The sequence below is a fragment of the Pseudomonas quercus genome, from assembly GCF_012033695.1.
GTDB classification, from domain to species: Bacteria; Pseudomonadota; Gammaproteobacteria; order Pseudomonadales; family Pseudomonadaceae; genus Aquipseudomonas; species Aquipseudomonas quercus.
Genome location: NZ_JAAVJI010000004.1, coordinates 166,634 through 184,949 on the forward strand (window position 1 = coordinate 166,634; position 18,316 = coordinate 184,949).

The 18,316-nt window shown below is 64.2% G+C and carries 14 protein-coding genes and 1 pseudogene; 4 read left to right on the top strand and 11 right to left on the bottom strand.

All coding sequences use genetic code 11. The features are described from left to right. Position 1 precedes the first annotated feature (1 nt). The 4 genes from HBH25_RS09565 to HBH25_RS09580 all read left to right on the top strand — a co-directional run bounded on the left by HBH25_RS09565 (position 2) and on the right by HBH25_RS09580 (position 3,882). Entirely contained in the window at positions 2-1,312 is a 1,311-nt protein-coding gene (locus HBH25_RS09565) for an MFS transporter (RefSeq protein ID WP_168083683.1), read from the top strand. A gap of 21 nt (positions 1,313-1,333) precedes the next feature. Further along, positions 1,334-2,326, top strand: coding sequence for an AraD1 family protein (gene araD1, locus HBH25_RS09570; RefSeq protein ID WP_168083684.1), 993 nt, complete (start codon positions 1,334-1,336; stop codon positions 2,324-2,326). Between the two features lie 55 nt (positions 2,327-2,381). Continuing rightward, the gene (locus HBH25_RS09575) at positions 2,382-2,660 is read left to right on the top strand and encodes a DUF5629 family protein (RefSeq protein ID WP_168083685.1); all 279 of its coding nucleotides are present in this window, start codon (positions 2,382-2,384) and stop codon (positions 2,658-2,660) included. 64 nt (positions 2,661-2,724) lie between these two features. Further along, positions 2,725-3,882, top strand: coding sequence for a lactonase family protein (locus tag HBH25_RS09580; protein ID WP_168083686.1), 1,158 nt, complete (start codon positions 2,725-2,727; stop codon positions 3,880-3,882). 172 nt (positions 3,883-4,054) lie between these two features. On the opposite strand, the gene HBH25_RS09585 is transcribed toward HBH25_RS09580, so the two are convergent. The 11 genes and pseudogenes from HBH25_RS09585 to HBH25_RS09635 form a co-directional block, all read right to left on the bottom strand. Continuing rightward, positions 4,055-7,687, bottom strand: coding sequence for an AAA family ATPase (locus HBH25_RS09585; protein WP_168083687.1), 3,633 nt, complete (start codon positions 7,685-7,687; stop codon positions 4,055-4,057). Next, positions 7,684-8,916, bottom strand: a complete 1,233-nt coding sequence (locus HBH25_RS09590) for an exonuclease SbcCD subunit D C-terminal domain-containing protein (RefSeq protein ID WP_168083688.1) — start codon at positions 8,914-8,916, stop codon at positions 7,684-7,686. Before HBH25_RS09590 ends, HBH25_RS09585 begins: the two co-directional genes overlap by 4 nt. Before the next feature lie 14 nt (positions 8,917-8,930). Then, a complete protein-coding gene (locus HBH25_RS09595; RefSeq protein WP_168083689.1) occupies positions 8,931-10,547 on the bottom strand; it encodes a BatD family protein in 1,617 nt (538 codons plus the stop codon). Next, positions 10,544-12,259 (bottom strand): tetratricopeptide repeat protein, encoded by a 1,716-nt coding sequence (locus tag HBH25_RS09600; RefSeq protein ID WP_168083690.1) that lies wholly within the window; start codon positions 12,257-12,259, stop codon positions 10,544-10,546. Before HBH25_RS09600 ends, HBH25_RS09595 begins: the two co-directional genes overlap by 4 nt. Next, positions 12,256-13,320, bottom strand: coding sequence for a vWA domain-containing protein (locus HBH25_RS09605; RefSeq protein ID WP_168083691.1), 1,065 nt, complete (start codon positions 13,318-13,320; stop codon positions 12,256-12,258). The genes HBH25_RS09600 and HBH25_RS09605 overlap by 4 nt, the downstream gene beginning before the upstream one ends. Beyond that, the gene (locus HBH25_RS09610; protein WP_168083692.1) at positions 13,313-13,822 is read right to left on the bottom strand and encodes a DUF4381 domain-containing protein; all 510 of its coding nucleotides are present in this window, start codon (positions 13,820-13,822) and stop codon (positions 13,313-13,315) included. The genes HBH25_RS09605 and HBH25_RS09610 overlap by 8 nt, the downstream gene beginning before the upstream one ends. Then, positions 13,819-14,781, bottom strand: coding sequence for a DUF58 domain-containing protein (locus HBH25_RS09615; protein WP_168083693.1), 963 nt, complete (start codon positions 14,779-14,781; stop codon positions 13,819-13,821). The genes HBH25_RS09610 and HBH25_RS09615 overlap by 4 nt, the downstream gene beginning before the upstream one ends. A 10-nt stretch (positions 14,782-14,791) precedes the next feature. After that, complete coding sequence (locus tag HBH25_RS09620; protein ID WP_168083694.1) at positions 14,792-15,751, bottom strand: AAA family ATPase; 960 nt, start codon at positions 15,749-15,751, stop codon at positions 14,792-14,794. Positions 15,752-15,865: 114 nt separating this feature from the next. Further along, positions 15,866-16,864, bottom strand: a complete 999-nt coding sequence (gene moaA, locus HBH25_RS09625; RefSeq protein WP_168083695.1) for a GTP 3',8-cyclase MoaA — start codon at positions 16,862-16,864, stop codon at positions 15,866-15,868. Then, positions 16,865-17,674 carry a formate/nitrite transporter family protein gene (locus tag HBH25_RS09630; RefSeq protein WP_168083696.1) on the bottom strand — a complete coding sequence of 270 codons (810 nt, stop codon included), beginning with the start codon at positions 17,672-17,674 and terminating at the stop codon, positions 16,865-16,867. Positions 17,675-17,973: 299 nt separating this feature from the next. After that, positions 17,974-18,126: pseudogene (locus HBH25_RS09635) on the bottom strand (IS3 family transposase); the annotation flags it as partial. Positions 18,127-18,316: the final 190 nt, after the last annotated feature.

The following is an 18,316-nucleotide window of genomic DNA, read 5'->3' on the forward strand; positions in this document are numbered from 1 at the left end:
CATGAGCCAGGAACTTGGGCTTATACGCCGCATCACTTTCAAGCTGGTGCCCTTCCTTGTACTGCTTTACCTGGTGGCCTACGTGGACCGCTCGGCCGTGGGCTTCGCCAAGCTGCACATGGGCGGGGACGTAGGTATCGGCGACGCCGCCTATGGCCTGGGCGCCGGGCTGTTCTTCGTGGGTTACTTCCTGCTGGAGATCCCCAGCAACCTGATGCTCGAGCGCTTCGGCGCACGGCGCTGGTTCGCCCGCATCATGATCACCTGGGGCGCCATTACTATCGGCATGGCCTTCGTGCAGGGGCCCCATAGCTTCTACGTGATGCGTTTTCTGCTAGGGGCCGCCGAAGCGGGCTTTTTCCCCGGCGTTCTGTACTACATCACCCAGTGGTTCCCGGTGCGTCACCGCGGGAAAATCCTTGGCTTGTTCATCCTCTCCCAGCCTATTGCCATGATGATTACCGGGCCGGTGTCTGGTGGCCTGCTAGGCATGGAAGGAGTATTGGGGCTGCATGGCTGGCAGTGGCTGTTTATCGTGATCGGCACGCCCGCCATCTTGCTGACCTGGCCGGTGCTGCGTTGGTTGCCGGACGGCCCGCGCCAGGTCACGTGGATGACCGAGGCTGAAAAAGCCTGGTTGACCGGCGAGCTGGAAAAAGACCTGCAAGCGTATGGCCAAACCCGCCACGGCAACCCGCTGCACGCGCTGAAGGATTTTCGTGTGCTGCTGCTGGCACTGTTTTACCTGCCGGTCACCCTGAGCATCTACGGGCTAGGCCTGTGGCTGCCCACCCTGATCAAGCAGTTTGGCGGCAGCGACCTGACCACCGGCTTTGTCTCGGCTATTCCCTATGTGTTCGGCATTATTGGGTTGTTGGTGATCCCACGCAGCTCGGACCGCCTCAATGACCGCTACGGGCACCTTGCTGTGCTGTACGTGTTGGGTGCCGCTGGGCTGTTCGGTGCCGCCTGGTTTGCCGCGCCCACCCTGCAATTGGTCGCGCTCTGCCTGGTGGCCTTCGCGCTGTTCTCCTGCACGGCGGTGTTCTGGACCTTGCCAGGCCGCTTCTTTGCCGGTGCCAGCGCTGCCGCCGGCATCGCCTTGATCAATTCGGTGGGCAACCTGGGCGGTTACCTGGGCCCCTTCGTAGTAGGGGCGTTGAAAGAGGCCACCGGCCAGTTGGCCAGCGGGCTGTATTTCCTCACCGGCGTGATGCTGTTCGGCCTGGTGCTCACTTTTATCGTGTACCGCGTGCTGGAACGGCGCCATGTGCTGCCTGCTGAAACCTTCGCCGCCAGCGCCCGTACCTGAACCTGCCAGAGAGAGACCGTTATGCGTTTAGTACAATTACAAACCGCCGCCGGCACCCGTCACGTAGGCCTGGTGGAGGGTGAACAGGTACAGGTGCTCGGCGAGGTGACCTCCACCCGCGAGCTGGCGTTGCGTGCCATCGAGCAGGGCCACAGCCTGGCCGAAGCGGCTGAACGCTGCCCCCGTGGCGAACGCCTGAGCTACCGGCAGTTGCTGGATGAGGGACGTATTCTCTCCCCCCTGGACCACCCCGACACCGCCCACGTGCTGGTAACAGGCACTGGCCTGACCCACCTGGGCAGCGCCGCCACCCGGGACAAGATGCACCAGCAGGCCCATGACGAAACGGCTGTCACCGACAGCATGAAAATATTCAAGTGGGGCCTGGAAGGCGGCAAACCTGCTGCGGGCGAAGCGGGCGTGCAGCCGGAGTGGTTCTACAAGGGGGATGGCAGCATTCTGGTGCGCCCAGGGGGCGCTTTCCCACTGCCACCGTTTGCCGAAGACGCCGGTGAAGAGCCAGAGCTGGCCGGGCTGTACGTGATCGGGCCGGATCACCGCCCGTATCGCCTGGGGTATGCCTTGGGTAACGAATTCTCGGACCATGTCATGGAGCGCAAGAACTACCTCTACCTGGCCCACTCGAAACTGCGTGCCTGCGCCTTCGGGCCGGAACTGCGGGTCGGCGCGCTGCCGGAGCACCTGGCCGGCACCAGCCGTATTCACCGCAATGGCGACGTGCTGTGGGAAAAGGAGTTTCTCAGTGGCGCTGCCAATATGTGCCACAGCTTCGAAAACCTGGAATACCACCACTTCAAATACGCGCAATTCCTTCGCCCCGGCGATGTGCACGTACACTTCTTCGGCACGGCCACGTTGTCCTTCGCCGATGGGGTCAAGGCCTGCCCAGGCGATACGTTCGAGATCAGCTTGGAAGCCTTCGGTGAACCCTTGCGCAACGGAATCGCCTCTGCCGAGGCGGTGTTCCAGCCGGGGGATGTGCGCGTGCTGTGACGCCTTAGGGTTCGCAAGGGTAAACTAGCTGCCTTTACCCTTGCAGAGCCCCACCATGACCCAGCCCCAAACCCTCGCCCAGGCGCTTGAATGTGCCGACATGATCATCATCGATGAGCTCTACGCCTTCGACTTTGCGTTAGCCGACGATGGCCTGACCATTGTCTGTATGGATGGGCGGACGGAACGGCGCTGGCATTTCAGCCTCGAAGCGGTTGCCTGCGCAAACTTCGTTACGGAAGGCGACCAGTGGAAAATCGACGGACTCGATACCGAGCATCGGCTACGCTTGCTGGACGCCTTTTCTGCCGAAGAAGATGACGACCAAGAATAAGATTTACAGGCTGTCTGGAGATCAACTTTTGCGCGTAGGCATGGTCTTCCACTGAGGATTCAACATGCTGCGAGTACTGATGACGCTTACCCTTGCCGGCGCCGCTACCTTAGGCGCCACCCTTGCCAATGCCACCACCTACGACCTGCTGGTCGGTACCTATACGCAAGGTGCCAGTCAAGGCCTGTATCGCCTGCGTTTCGACAGCCAGACCGGCCAGATCGCCCACGACCCTGTACAGGTCATCAAGGCGGATAACCCCTCGTGGCTCACCCTTAACAAGGCCCACACCCGCCTGTTCGTCTCCAACGAAAACGGCCCAGGCGCCAAAGACCCCATCGGGCGAGTGAGCAGCTACCGCATTGACCCGGCCACCCATGAAGTGACCCCCGTGAACCAGGTGGAAAGCAAGGGCGACGAACCGACCCATGCCAGCCTGAGCGAGGATGAGCACTTTCTGTTCGTGTCCAACTATGCCGTCGCGCCGGACCCAGGCGGCAGCTTGACGGTGTTGCCGGTCAACGAAGATGGCACCCTGGGTGAAGTGGTGCAGCAGTTCCGCAATACGCCCAGCAAGGTCAACCCTGAGCGCCAGGCGGGCGGCCATGTGCACTCGGTGGTCAGCAACCGTGGGTATGTGTATGCCAACGACCTGGGCGCCGACAAGATTTTTATCTACCGTTACCAGAGCAACGCCAAGGCACCACTGAACCCGGCCAGCCCGGCCTCGGTAGCCCTGCCACCCGGCGGGGGGCCGCGCCACCTTCAGTTCGACGCCAAGGGCGAGCACGCCTGGCTTACCCTGGAAATGCCTGCCCAGGTCGCCAGCTTCCAATGGCGTGCGGGTAACCTGGTACGCACTCAACTGCAGGACCTGGTACCCGGGCAGCAACCTGCCCAGGGCGCCGGTGGTGGGCTGCACCTGTCCCCAGACGGCAAGTTCCTGTATGTGGCCAACCGAGGCGCCGTCAATGAGCTGGTGGTATACGCCGTGGACCGTGAGGGCGGTTTGAAAGTGGTACAGCGCCGCTCCATTGAAGGTGACCACCCCCGGGAGTTCACCCTGGACCCTACCGGGCGGTTTGTGCTGATCGCTAACCAGAAGAGCAACGAGATTGTCGTGATGGAGCGAGACGCGAAAAGCGGCATGCTGACCCGCACCGTGCAGCACTACACGCAGGACTCACCGTCGGACCTGAAATTCCTGCTGCCCACGCGGTGATGCCGCCGGTTCCATGAACAGGTTCGCAGGCTTGCGCCAGCTCCCACAGGGTTTGGCTGTACTTACCCATGGAGCCTCCCAAGGTTGGATAGGTGTCCAACCCTGGGGAGCAGCCCATCCCTGTGGGACCGGGTGTAGCCAAAGGCGAAACCCGGGAACGGGGTCACACTCGCTACGGTACGACCGTAACCTCGCTCAACCCATTGCCCTGCCGGCGTACCTGAATCTGCACGGGGATGCGCTCGTGCATCTCCTGCACATGGGAAATGACCGCCACTTTCCGGCCTTGGGCTTGCAGGTTGTCCAAGGCATCCATGGCCAGTTGCAGTGACTCCGGGTCCAGGCTGCCAAAGCCTTCGTCAATGAACAGTGACTCGATGCGAAGGTTGTCCGAGGCCATGGAGGCCAGGCCCAGGGCCAAGGCCAATGACACCAGGAAGGTCTCCCCGCCGCTGAGCGAATGCACCGAGCGCACTTCGTCCGCCATTTCCGTGTCCACTACCAGCAGCCCTAAGGCACTGCCACCGCGTTTGAGCCGGTAGCGCCGTACCAATTGCAGCAGTTGGGCATTGGCATGGCGAATCAGCAGGTCCAGGTTATACGCCTGGGCGATCTTGCGCAGCCGGTCACCTTCCGCCGAGCCGATCAAGGCCGACAGCCGCCCCCAACGGTGGTGTTCAGCCTGGGCCGCCTCGACCTGCGTGGCCAGCGCCTCCCTGGCCTGCCGACGGCGATCATCTTCCAGCTGTGCGGCACGCAGTTCGGCCACGGCGTGTTCTCGCTCGGTACAGTCTGTTTCAGCGTCACCCAACGCTTGGCTCAAGGCTTCGGGTGCCAACCCCTCTGGATGACGCTGCTCGGCGTGCGCCTGCAAACGCTGCGCCCGCTCTGCCTGTAGCGCCCTGGCGTGTTCAAGTGCCGTCTGCATTGATTGAAGGCGATCTCGCAGCTGTTCCTCAGCCTCTGGAGCGATGGCCAGCAGGCGCGCCAGGCGGCTGTCATCCAGCCCAGGGCAGGTCGCTCTCCACCGAGCCAATTGGGTGGTTAACTCAGCATGCTCTTGCTGGGCGCCGGCGTGCTGATCGCGTAGCGCCTGCGCCTGCCCTTGGGCCGCCAGGGCATCATGGCTGCTGTGCTGCGCCGCCTGGGCAGCCTGGGCCTGACCCAAGCGAGCCGCTGTGACCGCTTGTTCCAAGTTGGCCTGCCAGGCGTCGGCGGTGGCGTAGGGCCCTAAGCGCTCGGCCAATTCGGCACGCAAATCCGTATGTCGTTTCAACTGGCTTTCCAGGCTGGCTCGCACCGTTGCCAACTGCTCAGCCAGGCTGAGCGACTGTGCGGCCGCCAATGCCTTCTGTTGTTCGCGTTGCGTATGGGCCTGGGTATGCGTGTGTTGCTGGTTCAACAGGCCAAGGCGTTCACCCACGGCGGCCTCCAGCTCGGCCAGAGCGTGGTCGGGGTGTTCCCGCAGTGCCTCCAGCACGCTCGCGGGCAGCAGGTCAGCCAAGGCCTCCAGCTCTTCGTCAAAGCGTTGTTGCTCCCGCTGCAGTTGCTCACGGTGCGCCTGCGCGGCACGCACGGCCTCCGTGGCGGCTTGCTGGGCTGCCTGCACATGGTTCTGGTGGCCGGTAGCCTCGCCCTGGGCAGTAACGAGCTGGTTGAGCTGTTCCTCGTCAGTAGCAATCTGTGTGCGCAAGCGGGTACCGGCTTCCTTCAACCAGGCTTGCCGTTTCGGCGCATCGATAGCCAGTAACGCCTCTTGCCGTGGCAGCTGCTGCAGCGCCTCAAGGTCGGCGGCCTGTTCAGCGCTGATACGCTGGTGCTGCTCAGCCGTGGTTTTCTGCTGCTCCATCAGCCCTCGTACTTCAGCCCGAAGCTCGGCCAGCCGATTGGCCAGCGCCTGTACCTTGACTTGGGCTGCCTGCATGTCAGCCAGGTCCTGGGCCTCTAGGGTTTCCAGTACCGTGCTGGTTTCACCCGCCTGGGCAGGGTGTTCGGCACTACCGCAGACGGGGCAGGGCTCGTTTGGCACCAACCCGGCACGCAGGCGGGCCAGGTGCTGGCGTTCGAGCAGTTGTGAGGTGACGTCCAGTGTCTGGCTGGCAGCGGCATGCTCGGCTTTCACCGCCTGGCCTTCCTGGGTCAACCGTTCACGTTGTTCGGCCAGGCGTTGCTGTTGAAGCCGCACGTCGGCCAAACGCGTGTCACTCTCGGCACAGCGACGCCACTGGCCTTCCAGCGTACTCAGGTCGTCCAGCCCTGTACGGTTGTCCTTGAGCAGTGTGTTGAGCAGGCGCAGCCGCTCGCCCAGGTCCGAAGGGTTACCCAGCCGCCCCAGGATCTCGTCCAGCGTTACCTGGGCCGCGCTGTGCCGCTCGTTAGCGGCCTCAGCGGCTTCGTTCAAGGCCGGTAATTGCGTATGAAGCTGACGCACCTGAGCCGCGACCTGTACCGCCCGGTGCAGCCGAGGCTGATAGGCCTGCCAGGCCTCGGCCAACTGCGCCAGCTCCGTGCTCGCACTCAACTGAGCGCCCAGCGATTCTAGGGCCGCCGCACCGCGGGCATGGGCATCTTCGAGAGCGGCCTGAGCCTGTTCAGCCTGCGCGTGCTCAGCGTTAAGCTGAGCCTCCCGGGCCTGCTGCGGCGCCAGGTCCTGCTCCACGTGGTGAAGCGCTGCCTGCTGATCGAACGCCTCACGCAAAGCCGGCCCGGTTTCGGCCTGCTGTTGAAGGGCCGTTTGCAAGGTCTGATCGGCGGCTTGCAAGGCCTGTTGGCTATGAGCACTGGCCTCTTGGAGCGCGATGACACGCGCGTTGGCGGCAGCGGTAGCCTGCTCAAGCTGCTGCACTTGGCCTGCCAGCCGGGCATGGCGTTCCAGCAGCGCCCGTTGGGGGGCAAGGGCCTGAAGGTGGGTAAGGTCCTCGCGTTCGTTGGCCAGCTGTTGCCAGCCCGCTTCAGCCTGGGCCAGCGCCTCTGTGGCTGCGGCCAGGTCGGCGGCCAGGCGTGTGCCTGCCAGGTGCTGCTGGTGCTGGGCGTCCAAGGCTTTGCGGTGGGCCTGGGCGGTGAGCAGTGCCTCCCGCGCCTGGCTGAGGCGGGCCTCTAACGCTTGCCGCTCCTCCTCGCTCAAGGCGGCGAATGCACCTTCCTGTGCCTGCAAGGCGTCCAGCTGCTGGCGGGCCGTGCGTGCCTTGTCGTAAGCGCGACGGCCCAGGCGGCTGTACAACGCCGTATCGGTCAGCTTCTCCAGCAGTTCGCTGCGCTCATTGTCATCGGACTTGAGAAAGGCACTGAATTCACTTTGTGCCAGCATCACGGCACGGGTGAACTGTTCAAAGTTCAGGCCCAGGCGGGCTTCGAGCAGTGGGCGGTATTCGTTTTTCTGGGTGGTGAGCAATTGTTGGGTGTTCAGGTCTCGCAGGCTCTGCCGGCTGCCCTGAAGCTTGCCATTGGCCTTTTCACGGGCACGGTTGGCTTCCCATCGTGCCCGATAGCGCACGCCGTCCACCCCAAGAAAGTCCACCTCGGCATAACCGGCCCCGGCGCCTCGGCGCAACAGGTTACGCGGGTCTCCGGTGCTGATCTCGCCGTCGACGTCAGGCACTTTGCTGCTACTGCTTGTGTGGCCCAGGCGGGGTACAGCGCCAAACAGGGCCAGGCACAGGGCATCGAGCAACGTGCTTTTGCCAGCGCCCGTAGGGCCTGTGATTGCGAACAGCCCAGCACTGGCCAAGGGTTCAGCGGTAAAGTCCAGCTCCACCGGGCCGGCCAGTGAAGCAAGGTTTTTCAGGCGAATCGCAAGAATCTTCACGGCTGCTGCTCCAACTGTTCTTCCTGAAGCAGCAGGAGAAAGTCTGCCAGGGTAGGCTCATCCACGGCGCTGCCGTACTGCTCTTCCCAGGCGCGGCTGAACACCTGCTCGGGGGTGAGCTGCTCAAGCTGTTCCAGGGCCACGTCGCCGTCGCGACGGCCACTGCCTTGGTAATCCACGGCGATACGCACCAGGCGGGCGGCCTTGCCCTCCAGTGCCGCTTCGATCCGAGCACGCAGGTCTGGCTGTGGCGCGTCCAGCTGTACCCTCACTTCAAGCCAAGGATGCTGAACCACGCTGGCCAGCAGGTCGGGCACGGGCAGGGCGTCGAGCGTGGCCAGCACAGTGTCCAGGGCGGCAGGCCCTACGCGCAGCAGGTCCACGGCGCGGGGCACTCGGTGAGGGACCACCTGCTCCAGGTGCTCGCCGTTGAAGTCCACTTGCAACACCTGGTGGGGATAGTCCACTTCCGAGAAGGACAAGGGTATGGGCGAGCCGCTGTAGCGCAGGCGCTGCTCGCCGTTGACCTGTTGAGGCTTGTGGAGGTGGCCCAGGGCAACGTAGCCCACGCTGTCGTCGAACAGGCTGGCCGGCAGCGCCTCGGCGGTACCGATGACCAGGCTGCGCTCGGACTCCAGGGACACCGTGCCACCAGCCATGTGGGCGTGGCTGATGGCAATCAAGGGCTGGCCGGGTTGGCGGCGTGCATTGGCCGCGGCAATCAGCCGTTGGTGAACCTGCGCGATCCCGCCAAGGTAGTCCTCGCCCAGGTGCAGGCCGGTCACTTCGGCCGGGCGCAGGAAGGGCAGTGCCAGGCACCAGGCCGCGGTCGCACCGGTGGCATCGCTCAGGGGGATGAGCAGGCGGTCGCAGTCCAGCTCGCCGTCGTTCAGCCACAGCACACGCCCGAGCGCATGGGTGCGCAGGCGGCGCATCAGGGGGGCAGGCAATTCGATACGGGAACCGGAGTCGTGGTTGCCGGCAATCATTACCAGGGTCAGCGAGGGCAGGGCTTCATGGGCACTGATGATGAAATCGTAGAGCCGTTCCTGGGCTTTGAGCGGCGGGTTCACTGTGTCAAAAATGTCCCCGGCGATCAGCAAGGCATCGGGCGCCAGCGCAACAAGGCGGGCCAGCAGCCAGCTGAGAAAGGCCTGGTGTTCGAAGTCACGGTCCTGGCCATGAAGGCTTTGCCCCAGGTGCCAGTCCGAGGTGTGCAATAAGCGCATGGAAGGCCTCGCTCTCATCTAGGGTACAGCGGAGGCAGGTTGTCCTCCGCTTCGGGGTGATGCCGGCCGTTGGCAGGAATGCCGCTGACCGCCAACCATAGGCGCTCGCCCTGCCAGTAACGGCCCGCTTCGCTATAAAGCGCGCCGTTGAGGCCATCCAGCGCCTCGGACAGCAGCGGGTAGTGCTCGGCCAGTTCGGCCAGGGTCTGTGGCTGCTGGCGCGCCCAGGCATCCAGCGCCTGCCTGGAAGCTTGAGGGTTGTTGTCCAGGCAGGCGCGTTTCAAATCATCCAGCAGGCTGCGGGGGCTCGGGCCGAGGGCGGCCAGCCGAGCCACGGCAGGGCGTGAGCGCGCTCGCCACCACAGGCCCAGCCCCAGCACGCTGGTGCACAGCAGCACGGCGGTTGCCAGTTGCCACGGCCATAACACTTGTGGCGCGGGCTGGGCCACCGTCGGGCTGGCCGGTGTACTAGGCGCTTGCACCCGTTCAGTCACGTTCAGCATACGCGCTGGCAAGCTGGTACGTTCCAAATGGTCTTCGCGGGTGTTCCACCACACCACCTCCACGCTCGGCAGTTCCTGCACGCCGGCCCGTACCGGCACCAGTGCTTCGCGTTCCTGGCGGCTACCCAGCAGGCCGCGTTCGGAGTTCTGGTCGTTGAGCTGGGGTTGATCGGGGTAGCGACGCAGGCCGGTCAGCTCGGTGCTGGGCAACGGTGGCAACTGTGCACTGGACAGCCCTTCAGCCTTGACGGTGAGGGTACGGGTCAGTGAATCCCCGACGCGGGCGTCTTCCGGCGCTGGGTTCCAGCTTTCCTGCAGGCTGAGGCTACGTGCAGGCAGCCAGGTGGCGTCGGCAGGGTAAAGGGCCGGCTTGGCCAGCACCCGCAAGGTGATCTGCGCCGAGCGAACCCGCAGCGTAGCGCCGGCCCTGGGCGATCCACCGTTACTGTTTTCCACGGGTGTGGCGGTGAACAGCAGTGCCGGGATCGTCAAGGTACCGCTACGCTGCGGGTACAGGGCATAGCGGGTTTCCAGTACACCATGGCGCACCCCATTGATTACCTTTTCATAGGTACGGCGGCCCCCCAGCAGTTGCACCCGGGCATCAGGCAGGTCAGGTGGGGCGAACGTGCTGTCGTCGTACAGCGGTACCGAATGGTAGACCCTCAGGGTGAGAATGACCTGGGCCTGCACGTAGGCCTGGTCCTGGTCCAACGTGGCCTCGATGAACACCGGTGCGGTGGTGGGCCTGGCCGGCGTATCGGCATCCAATACCTGCAAGACCACAGGCTGGCTACGCAGCTCGCCTACGGAGAGGCCGGGCAAGGTAAGGGTGCCGCTCTGCCGTGCCACCAGGGTAATGATCCAGCGGGTGCTGGGCCCGTGGTCATCGGCCAGGCTGGCCACCTCGTTAACCTGGCGCACAGCACCGACCTCGAATTGGGCCTGCAGCGGTGTGGTGTCCGGCCGGCCAAACAGGGTCACGTCAGCGGTGGACAACGTCAGCTCGAAGGACTCGCCGACGGCCAGGCGGGTGCGATCGACACTGGCCAACAGCGTGCTGGCAGTGGCGGCCAAGGGAAACAGGGCGATCATGGCGCAAAATAGAAAGGCACACAGCCGACTCATGGTTGTTGTTCCTGCCGTTGTTGCTGTTCGTACCAGAATTTGCGGCGCAGCAGTTCGGAGGGGTCATCCGGGATCTGTCGCAGCCACTGTTCGAGGGATTCCTGTGCCTCGCTGTCTGGGTAGTCACCCTGCGCAGTATTGGCCCGGGCAAGGGTAGGGTCGCCTTCACTGGCGCCACTGGCCTGGGTCGCACCGTCACGTGGCTGCCCCGCAGAGGGTTGAGGCTGTGTCGCCTCGTTGGGGGTTGTGTTGCCCGGTTGACCTGGCGGCACGGTTACAGGCGGTGACTCGGCGGTAGTGCGCTGGGCGTCTTGCGCGGGGCTGGCCTGTGCTTTGCGTGTGTCCAGCAAGGCCTTGACCACCGCCTGGTTGTCGGCGGCCACCTTCAAGGAGGGCTGCCGGTCGAGGGCTTGTTCATAGGCCTGAATGGCGGCCTCCAGCTCACCGGCCATGGCCAGCGCATTGCCACGGTTGTAATGGTCAGCGGCCGTATCGCCTTGGGCAAAGCGTTTTGCGGCTTCGGCGTACTGCCCGGCCTGGTAGAGGGCCACACCTTGCCAGCGGGTTTCGCGAAAACGCAGGGCAGCCGCCGCGGGTTGGCCCGTTGTGAGCAGGCGTTGGCCTTGCTGGTCTGGCCGCCACCACAGGTCGGCCAGGCCGAAGGCATAGGCTGGCGTCGGCATGCTACCCAGGGCCAGCAGCAGCGGCAGGCATAATAACCAGCCACGGCGGCCGGCCAGCGCGGCCACGATCAGCAGGGGTAGCACTAGCCAGTAGCCTTGATCGGCCCAGCGATCCAGCGGGTGACTGGGCAGGTCGTCCGCAGCAGGCAGCCCCCTTGGCGCCTCGAACAAGCCGAGTGCGCGCAGGTCATGGTTGTCCAGCCGTGCCGTTTCATAGCGGCCTTGGTGGCGGCTGGCCAAAGCAGCAAGGTGGTCGGCCTCCAGGCGTGGCAGGGCAATGCTGCCATCGGCGCCTTTGAGCAGTTCGCCGTCTTCGCGTGTGACCGGTTCACCCTCGGCAGTACCTAAGCCCAGCACCAGCAACGGGGATGCTCGGTGCGCCAGCAACCGGTCAATGGCCTGCTGCTCGCTGTCGGTGATGCTCGATGCCAGCAGCAGCAACCGGCCGGCGCCTTGGCCCGCCTGGGCAAGAAGGTCCAGCGCCTGTGCCACGGCGAGGTCCGCACGCTGGCCCGGTACCGGCATCAGCGACGGTTTCAACGCCTGGAGCAGGTTGCTGCTGGTGGCCATGTCATCAGACAGGGGTACCAGCGTGTGGGCGCTACCGGCATACACCACGATGGCGGTTTGGGCGTCGGCACGGCGCTCCAGCAGGTCAAGCACCTTGCGCCGCGCCTGGCCCAGGCGGTCGGGCGACGCATCTTTGGCCAGCATATCCGGCGTTAGCGCCAGCATGATGACCAGCGGGTCGACGGGCCGCTGACCGGCCTGCTGCACTTTTTCCCAGCCCGGCCCTGCCAGTGCCAAACCCGCCAGCAGTGCACCCAACCCCAGCAGAATGCGCGGCCCCCGCTCAAAGCGAGCGTGCTGGTTACCGCGCAGCAGGGTGCCATGAAACGGGCGAGGCAGCAGGGCCTGCCAACGACCACTTCGACGGCGGCGTAACCACAACGCCCAGCACAGCCAGGCCAGCACGGGCCAGGCGGCAAACCAGCCAGGCCGCGACCAGTGGGGCCATAGCTCCATCATGGGTGGCGCCTCGCCTGGGCCAGGCGTTCACGCCAGTGCGCGGCCTGTTTACTGAGTGCTCGTAGCCAGGCCAACCGCCGCAGCAGTGGCAACAGGCGTTGGCAGACCATCAACCCCACCAGTATCACCGCGCCGGCCAGCGGCCAGTGGTACAGCGGCTGCACCGGGCGAATGCGTGTGGGTGCCTGGCTGACCGGTTCCAGCCGGTCCAGTGCGTCGCTGATGCCTTGCAGGTCCTTACCATCCTTGGCACGAAAGTATTCCCCGGCCGTGGCACTGGCAATGGTTTGCAGCGCGGCTTCGTCCAGGTCGCCGCCGGGGTTGATGCCCAGCGCGCCTTCCGGTGGCGCGGCCCCAGGGTCGGCGCCAATACCGATGGTGTGAATGCGCACCTGTTCGCGCGCCGCCAAGCGTGCGGCTACCAGGGGCTGGATATGGCCGCCATTATTGGCCCCGTCAGTGACCAGAATCAGGACGCGGCTGTCAGCCGGGCGCAGGCGCAGCCGTTTGACCGCCAGGCCAATGGCATCACCGATCGCAGTGGTTTGGCCGGCGATCCCGACTTGGGCATCGTCCAGCCAGGCACGCACAGTGTGCCGGTCGAAGGTTAGGGGCGCCTGCACGTAGGCACGGCTGCCAAACAGAATCAGGCCCACCCGGTCCCCCTCACGGGCTTCGAGAAAATCACCCAGCAAGTGCTTGACCAGCGTCAGCCGGCTCACCTGCTCACCTTGCCACTGCATGTCGGGGTAATCCATGGACCCCGACACATCAACGGCCACCAGCAGGTCACGGCCACTGGCTGGCAAGGGGAGTGGGGGGCCTAGCCATTGCGGGCGGGCCGCTGCCGTCAGCAGCAACAGCCATACCAGTGCATAGGGCAGCTGCTGACGCCACCGGGGCAGGCGGCGGTACGCCTGGCGCTGGCTGAGGCGGGCCAATTCGTCCAGAAAACCTACCTGCAGCACCTGCTCACCGGTGCTGGCCGGGGGCAAGGCCAAGCGCAGGAGCCAGGGCAGAGGCAGCAGCAGGGCGATCCAGGGCCAGGCGAACTCAAGCATGCTTGCGAATCCAGGTATCCACCGACTGGTACAGGCCGTTGATGGCCTTGTCGTCCAGCTTGCACTCGGGGCGATACACACCTTCAACCAGGATCATCCAACGGGTAAGGCCCGCCGCCGGGCAGCGGTTGTCCAGGAACGCCAGCCATTTGCGGCCATTGAGGGTATGGCTGTTAGCCCCCGGATAATGGTTGCGGCACAACCGCTTGAGCAACGCATTGAGTTGCTGCAGCCAGGCGCCCGCCGGTGCGCCATCGTAGGGGCGGGGCATTTGGGCCAGTTCGGCCAGTGCTTCGGCGCGGACCGGGTCCACACTGTTGTCGGCGGCGGGTGCAGGCACTTCGGTTTCGAGCGGCGCAGCGGCGGGCGTTCGACACCAACGCCATACGGCTCCCGCCATGACTAGCAGCAACAACGCCAGCAGCCACCAGCCGGGTGCCAGTGGCCAGGCACCAATGGGTGAGGGCTCTATCAGCGGGTGAAGCCGGCTGAGCGGGTTCATGGCGCACTGCTCATGGGGGCAGGGGCGAGGCGAGGGCGAGCGCTGGTGTATTCGCGCAGCTGATCCACAGCGTCGCTGCGCGTGCTCAACGGCAACACCAGTACACCCAGCTTCTGGCCCAGGCGCTCCCAGCGGGCCTGGCGAGCCTGCGCCAGGGCTTGATAGCCACGGCGAAGTTCGGCATCTCCGGTATCGATGTCCAGCTCTGCCTCGCCCAGCCCGAAGCGCAACAGGCCGGCTGCCGGCAGTGCATGGTCCAGCGGGTCACTGATGGGCAATAACAGCAGGTCACAGTGCCGGGCCAGCAGCCGCAGCTGCTGTTCGGCCGCATCGCCCAACGCCCGCTCGTCACAAATCACAATGGCCAGGCTGCCGGGGCGTAGTACTTCACGGGCGCGGCGCAGCGCGCTGCCCAGGGGGTCAGCCGCTGGCGCACTGTCGGTGCTCAGTGCGCCGTTTACCCTCACCAGGCGGTTGAGCAATTGCAGCAGGCTCTGTTTGCTGCGCCGGGGTTTTATTTCGTAGTGCTCCAAGTCCCCGAATACCAGGCCGCCCACACGGTCGTTGTGCTCCAGCGTGGCCCAACCGAACAACGCCGCCACCTGGGCGGCCATCGTGGACTTGAACGTGGTGGCCGAGCCGAAGAACAGTTGCCGGCTTTGTTCCACCAGAATGAAAATGGGCCGTTCGCGCTCTTCGTGGAACAGCTTCGTGTGGGGTTCCTGGGTGCGTGCGGTCACGCGCCAATCGATGTTGCGCACGTCGTCACCGGCCTGGTACACCCGCACCTGGTCGAAATCCACACCCCGGCCGCGCAGCTTGGAATGGTGCAGGCCGATCAACGGGCTGCGCTGGCCAGGCCCCGAAAACAGGTGCACTTCACGCACACGGTGGCGCATCTCGATCAACTGGGCGAGGGTCACGGTGATGCTGGGCGTAGCGCGGGAGTGGCTGTTCATGGTCGCTGGGTCAGGCCACCGCGACCACGTCGAGGATGCGCTGGATAACCCGGTCCTGATCCACGCCGGCCGCCTCGGCTTCAAAGGACAGGATGATGCGGTGGCGCAGCACGTCGAACACGACGGCCTGCAGGTCTTCAGGGCTGACGAAATCACGCCCCGCCAGCCAGGCATGGGCCCGGGCACAGCGGTCCAGGGAAATGGAGCCGCGGGGGCTGGCCCCGTAGCTGATCCACTCCGCCAACTCGGCGTCGTATTTGGCCGGGGTACGCGTGGCCATCACCAACTGCACCAGGTACTCCTCCACCGCGTCGGCCATGTACAGGCCGAGAATGTCCTTGCGGGCGGCGAAAATGGCTTGCTGGCTGACCCGCCGTTCCGGTTTGGTTTCCCCGTTAAGCGCTTCGCCACGTGCCTGTTGCAGGATCTTGCGTTCCACGGAGGCATCAGGGAAGCCGATTTTCACGTGCATCAGGAACCGGTCCAGCTGGGCCTCGGGCAGTGGGTAGGTGCCTTCCTGTTCGATGGGGTTCTGCGTGGCCATCACCAGAAACAGAGGGGACAGTTCATAGGTGCTACGCCCTACGCTCACCTGGCGCTCGGCCATGGCCTCAAGTAACGCCGACTGCACCTTGGCGGGCGCGCGGTTGATTTCGTCCGCCAGCACCAGGTTGTGGAATATCGGCCCCTGCTGAAACACGAAGCTGCCGGTTTCAGGCCGGTAGATTTCAGTGCCGGTGATGTCTGCTGGCAGCAGGTCTGGGGTGAACTGAATGCGGTGGAACTGCGCCTCTACCCCCTCTGCCAGCTCCTTGATGGCTTTGGTTTTGGCCAGCCCCGGGGCGCCTTCGACCAGCATGTGCCCGTCGGCCAGCAGCACGATCAGCAGCCGGTCGATCAGCTTGTCCTGGCCCAGGATCTGGGTAGAAAGAAAAGTGCGCAGCGCGATGAGCGCGTCACGGTGTTCCATCGGCGGGTTTCCTGACGGGGAAGCGAGGCACCCAGGCGGGTGTCGAGGGCCAGCATTTTAATGCACCCGCGCAGTAAAAGGTATGGCACTGGGCAAACGGCCCCGCGCGGGCCTTTAGCCGCCCGTCATGTTCATGAACCGCACCACTTGCACATCGTCGTCCAGGCGGAAGTCGTGCTTGAGCGGTTTGAGGGCCATGGCTTCGATAATGGCCCGCTCCAGCTTTTCGGGCTGGCCGGGGTTGGCCCGCAACACGGACTTGAGGTCCATGGAGTGCTCATTGCCCAGGCACAGCAGCAGGCGGCCTTCTACCGTAAGCCGGACCCGGTTGCAGGTGGCGCAAAAGTTATGGCTATGGGGCGAGATAAAGCCGATTCGGCTGCCCGGCGCACCGGCCACGCGCCAGTAGCGTGAGGGCCCGTGGGTGGTGTCGGTGGCAGGCACCAGGGTAAAGCGCTCGGCGATGCGCTCGCGCACCTGCTCGCTGGAGAAGAAGGCTTCGGCACGGCTGTGCTCGGTAATAACGCCTAGGGGCATTTCTTCGATGAAGCTGATATCCAGCCCGCGGTCGATGGCGAACTGGACCAGGTCCGCGATTTCGTCATCGTTGCGGCCTTTCATCACCACGCAATTGAGTTTGGTGTGGGTAAAGCCCGCAGCGGTCGCCGCGTCGATGCCAGCGATGACCTGGTTGAGGTCACCGGTGCGGGTCAGCTCGCGAAAACGGGCCGGGTCCAGGCTGTCCAGGCTGATGTTCAGGCGGCTCAGCCCGGCATCGCGGAGCGGGCCGGCCAGGCGGCCCAGCTGGGAGCCGTTGCTGGTCATGCACAGTTCCTGCAGGCCGGGGAGGGCAGCGATTTTCGCACACAACTCCACGATGCCCGCCCGCACCAAGGGTTCGCCGCCCGTGAGGCGGATCTTGCGGGTACCCAAGGCCACAAAGGCGCGGGCCATCTCATGCAGCTCTTCCAGGCTAAGGATGCGTGCCCGTGGTAGAAACTCCATGTCCTCGGCCATGCAATACACACAGCGGAAGTCACAGCGGTCTGTGACCGACATCCGTAGGTAGTCGACCCTTCTTGCAAAACTATCGGTAAGAACCCGCTGTGCCATCTAGGCCTCGCTGGTGGTGGGGTCGGGCTGTGCCAGCGGTTGGCTGGCACGGCCGGAATAGGACACAGAATACGCCAGGCCCACAAACACAGCACCCCCGACGGCGTTACCTAGCCATACAGGGACCATATTGGCGAAAAAGGCCGACCACTCCATGGCGCCGGCAAAAATGGCCGCCGGCAGAATGAACATGTTGGCAACCACGTGCTGGAAGCCGATGGCCACGAACGCCATGACCGGGAACCAGATGGCCAGAACCTTGCCCGCCACGTCACGGCTGGCAAAGGCTAGCCATACGGCCAGGCACACCAGCCAGTTGCAGCCGATGCCGGAAATAAAGGCCTGCTCGAACGTGGCCGCCGCCTTGGCATTGGCGATGGCCAGGGTTTTAGCCAGGTAAGGGCCTTCGGTCAGGCCAATGACATGGCCGAACGCATAGGCAATGAACAACGCCCCCAGCAGGTTGGCCAGGGTGACCAGTACCCAGTTGCGCAGCAGTGCTGTAACCCCAATGCGGCCTGAGAACAAGGCCATGGGCAGCGTCATCATGTTGCCGGTGAGCAACTCGCCCCCCGCCAGGATCACCAGAATCAGGCCCAACGGGAACACAGCGGCGCCTAGCAAGTTGCCAAAAGAGGCCCAAGGCGCAGGTATCATGGTGCTGACGTGGATGTCCAGCAAAAAGCCCAGGGCAATAAACGCCCCGGCGAGGAAGCCCAGCACCATCACGGTGGTTGCAGGCAAGTGGGCTTTCTTCGCACCGGCTTCGACAGCCAGGGCGGCAATTTGCTGTGGAGTATTAAGAGACATGGAAGGCTCAAGCATTGACAGGCCAGGTTTGACGTGGCGGTTACCGATGAGCATCCTGCTGCGGCGAGCATGTGAGGGCATATTGGGCATGGCTGCGACACCATGACCCTTGACGCAGACACGTTAAGCGCTAAGGCAGGGGCCGTCTAATTGCTTCTAACGATAGGGTGATAGACCGTGTTTATGGGAGAGGGGTTCAGGCGGGTTTTCGTGGGGTGGGGAATAGGTGACATTCGTCAGCGCACGTAGGTGAGGAAAAGCTTAACTCAGTGTTCGGGATCGGTTGACCCCTACATGTCACCCACCGTTGGTATCCATTCCGCTTTCAAGCTGCGAAACAGCCGCTCCATGGGCGCGTTGTCATAGCAGTTCCCCCGTCGGCTCATGCTTTGAGTTATCCGATAGCGCCACAGCCGCTGACGGAAACTACGGCTGGCATATTGGCTACCCTGAGGGAGATATACCTATCCACAAAATCTTAAGAACGGCGTGGGGGGAGGCAAGGTTAGCGAGGCTTAGAAGAGTGACGGTTTTACTACGGGTCACGAGCTCACCAGCGCCCAGGCAGACTGGGCCAAAGCCTTGGCAGAAATTGAGTGAGTAGTATCCTCACCAGACAGCATCTGTTGGTGCCCGTGTTCA

Excerpts from the sequence above, each read along its gene's own strand:
- HBH25_RS09565 (WP_168083683.1), top strand. The coding sequence starts at position 2 with ATGAGCCAGGAACTTGGGCTTATACGCCGCATCACTTTCAAGCTGGTG.
- araD1 (WP_168083684.1), top strand. The coding sequence starts at position 1,334 with ATGCGTTTAGTACAATTACAAACCGCCGCCGGCACCCGTCACGTAGGC.
- HBH25_RS09575 (WP_168083685.1), top strand. The coding sequence starts at position 2,382 with ATGACCCAGCCCCAAACCCTCGCCCAGGCGCTTGAATGTGCCGACATG.
- HBH25_RS09580 (WP_168083686.1), top strand. The coding sequence starts at position 2,725 with ATGCTGCGAGTACTGATGACGCTTACCCTTGCCGGCGCCGCTACCTTA.
- HBH25_RS09590 (WP_168083688.1), bottom strand. The coding sequence starts at position 8,916 with ATGCGCTTATTGCACACCTCGGACTGGCACCTGGGGCAAAGCCTTCAT.
- HBH25_RS09595 (WP_168083689.1), bottom strand. The coding sequence starts at position 10,547 with ATGAGTCGGCTGTGTGCCTTTCTATTTTGCGCCATGATCGCCCTGTTT.
- HBH25_RS09600 (WP_168083690.1), bottom strand. The coding sequence starts at position 12,259 with ATGATGGAGCTATGGCCCCACTGGTCGCGGCCTGGCTGGTTTGCCGCC.
- HBH25_RS09605 (WP_168083691.1), bottom strand. The coding sequence starts at position 13,320 with ATGCTTGAGTTCGCCTGGCCCTGGATCGCCCTGCTGCTGCCTCTGCCC.
- HBH25_RS09610 (WP_168083692.1), bottom strand. The coding sequence starts at position 13,822 with ATGAACCCGCTCAGCCGGCTTCACCCGCTGATAGAGCCCTCACCCATT.
- HBH25_RS09615 (WP_168083693.1), bottom strand. The coding sequence starts at position 14,781 with ATGAACAGCCACTCCCGCGCTACGCCCAGCATCACCGTGACCCTCGCC.
- HBH25_RS09620 (WP_168083694.1), bottom strand. The coding sequence starts at position 15,751 with ATGGAACACCGTGACGCGCTCATCGCGCTGCGCACTTTTCTTTCTACC.
- moaA (WP_168083695.1), bottom strand. The coding sequence starts at position 16,864 with ATGGCACAGCGGGTTCTTACCGATAGTTTTGCAAGAAGGGTCGACTAC.
- HBH25_RS09630 (WP_168083696.1), bottom strand. The coding sequence starts at position 17,674 with ATGTCTCTTAATACTCCACAGCAAATTGCCGCCCTGGCTGTCGAAGCC.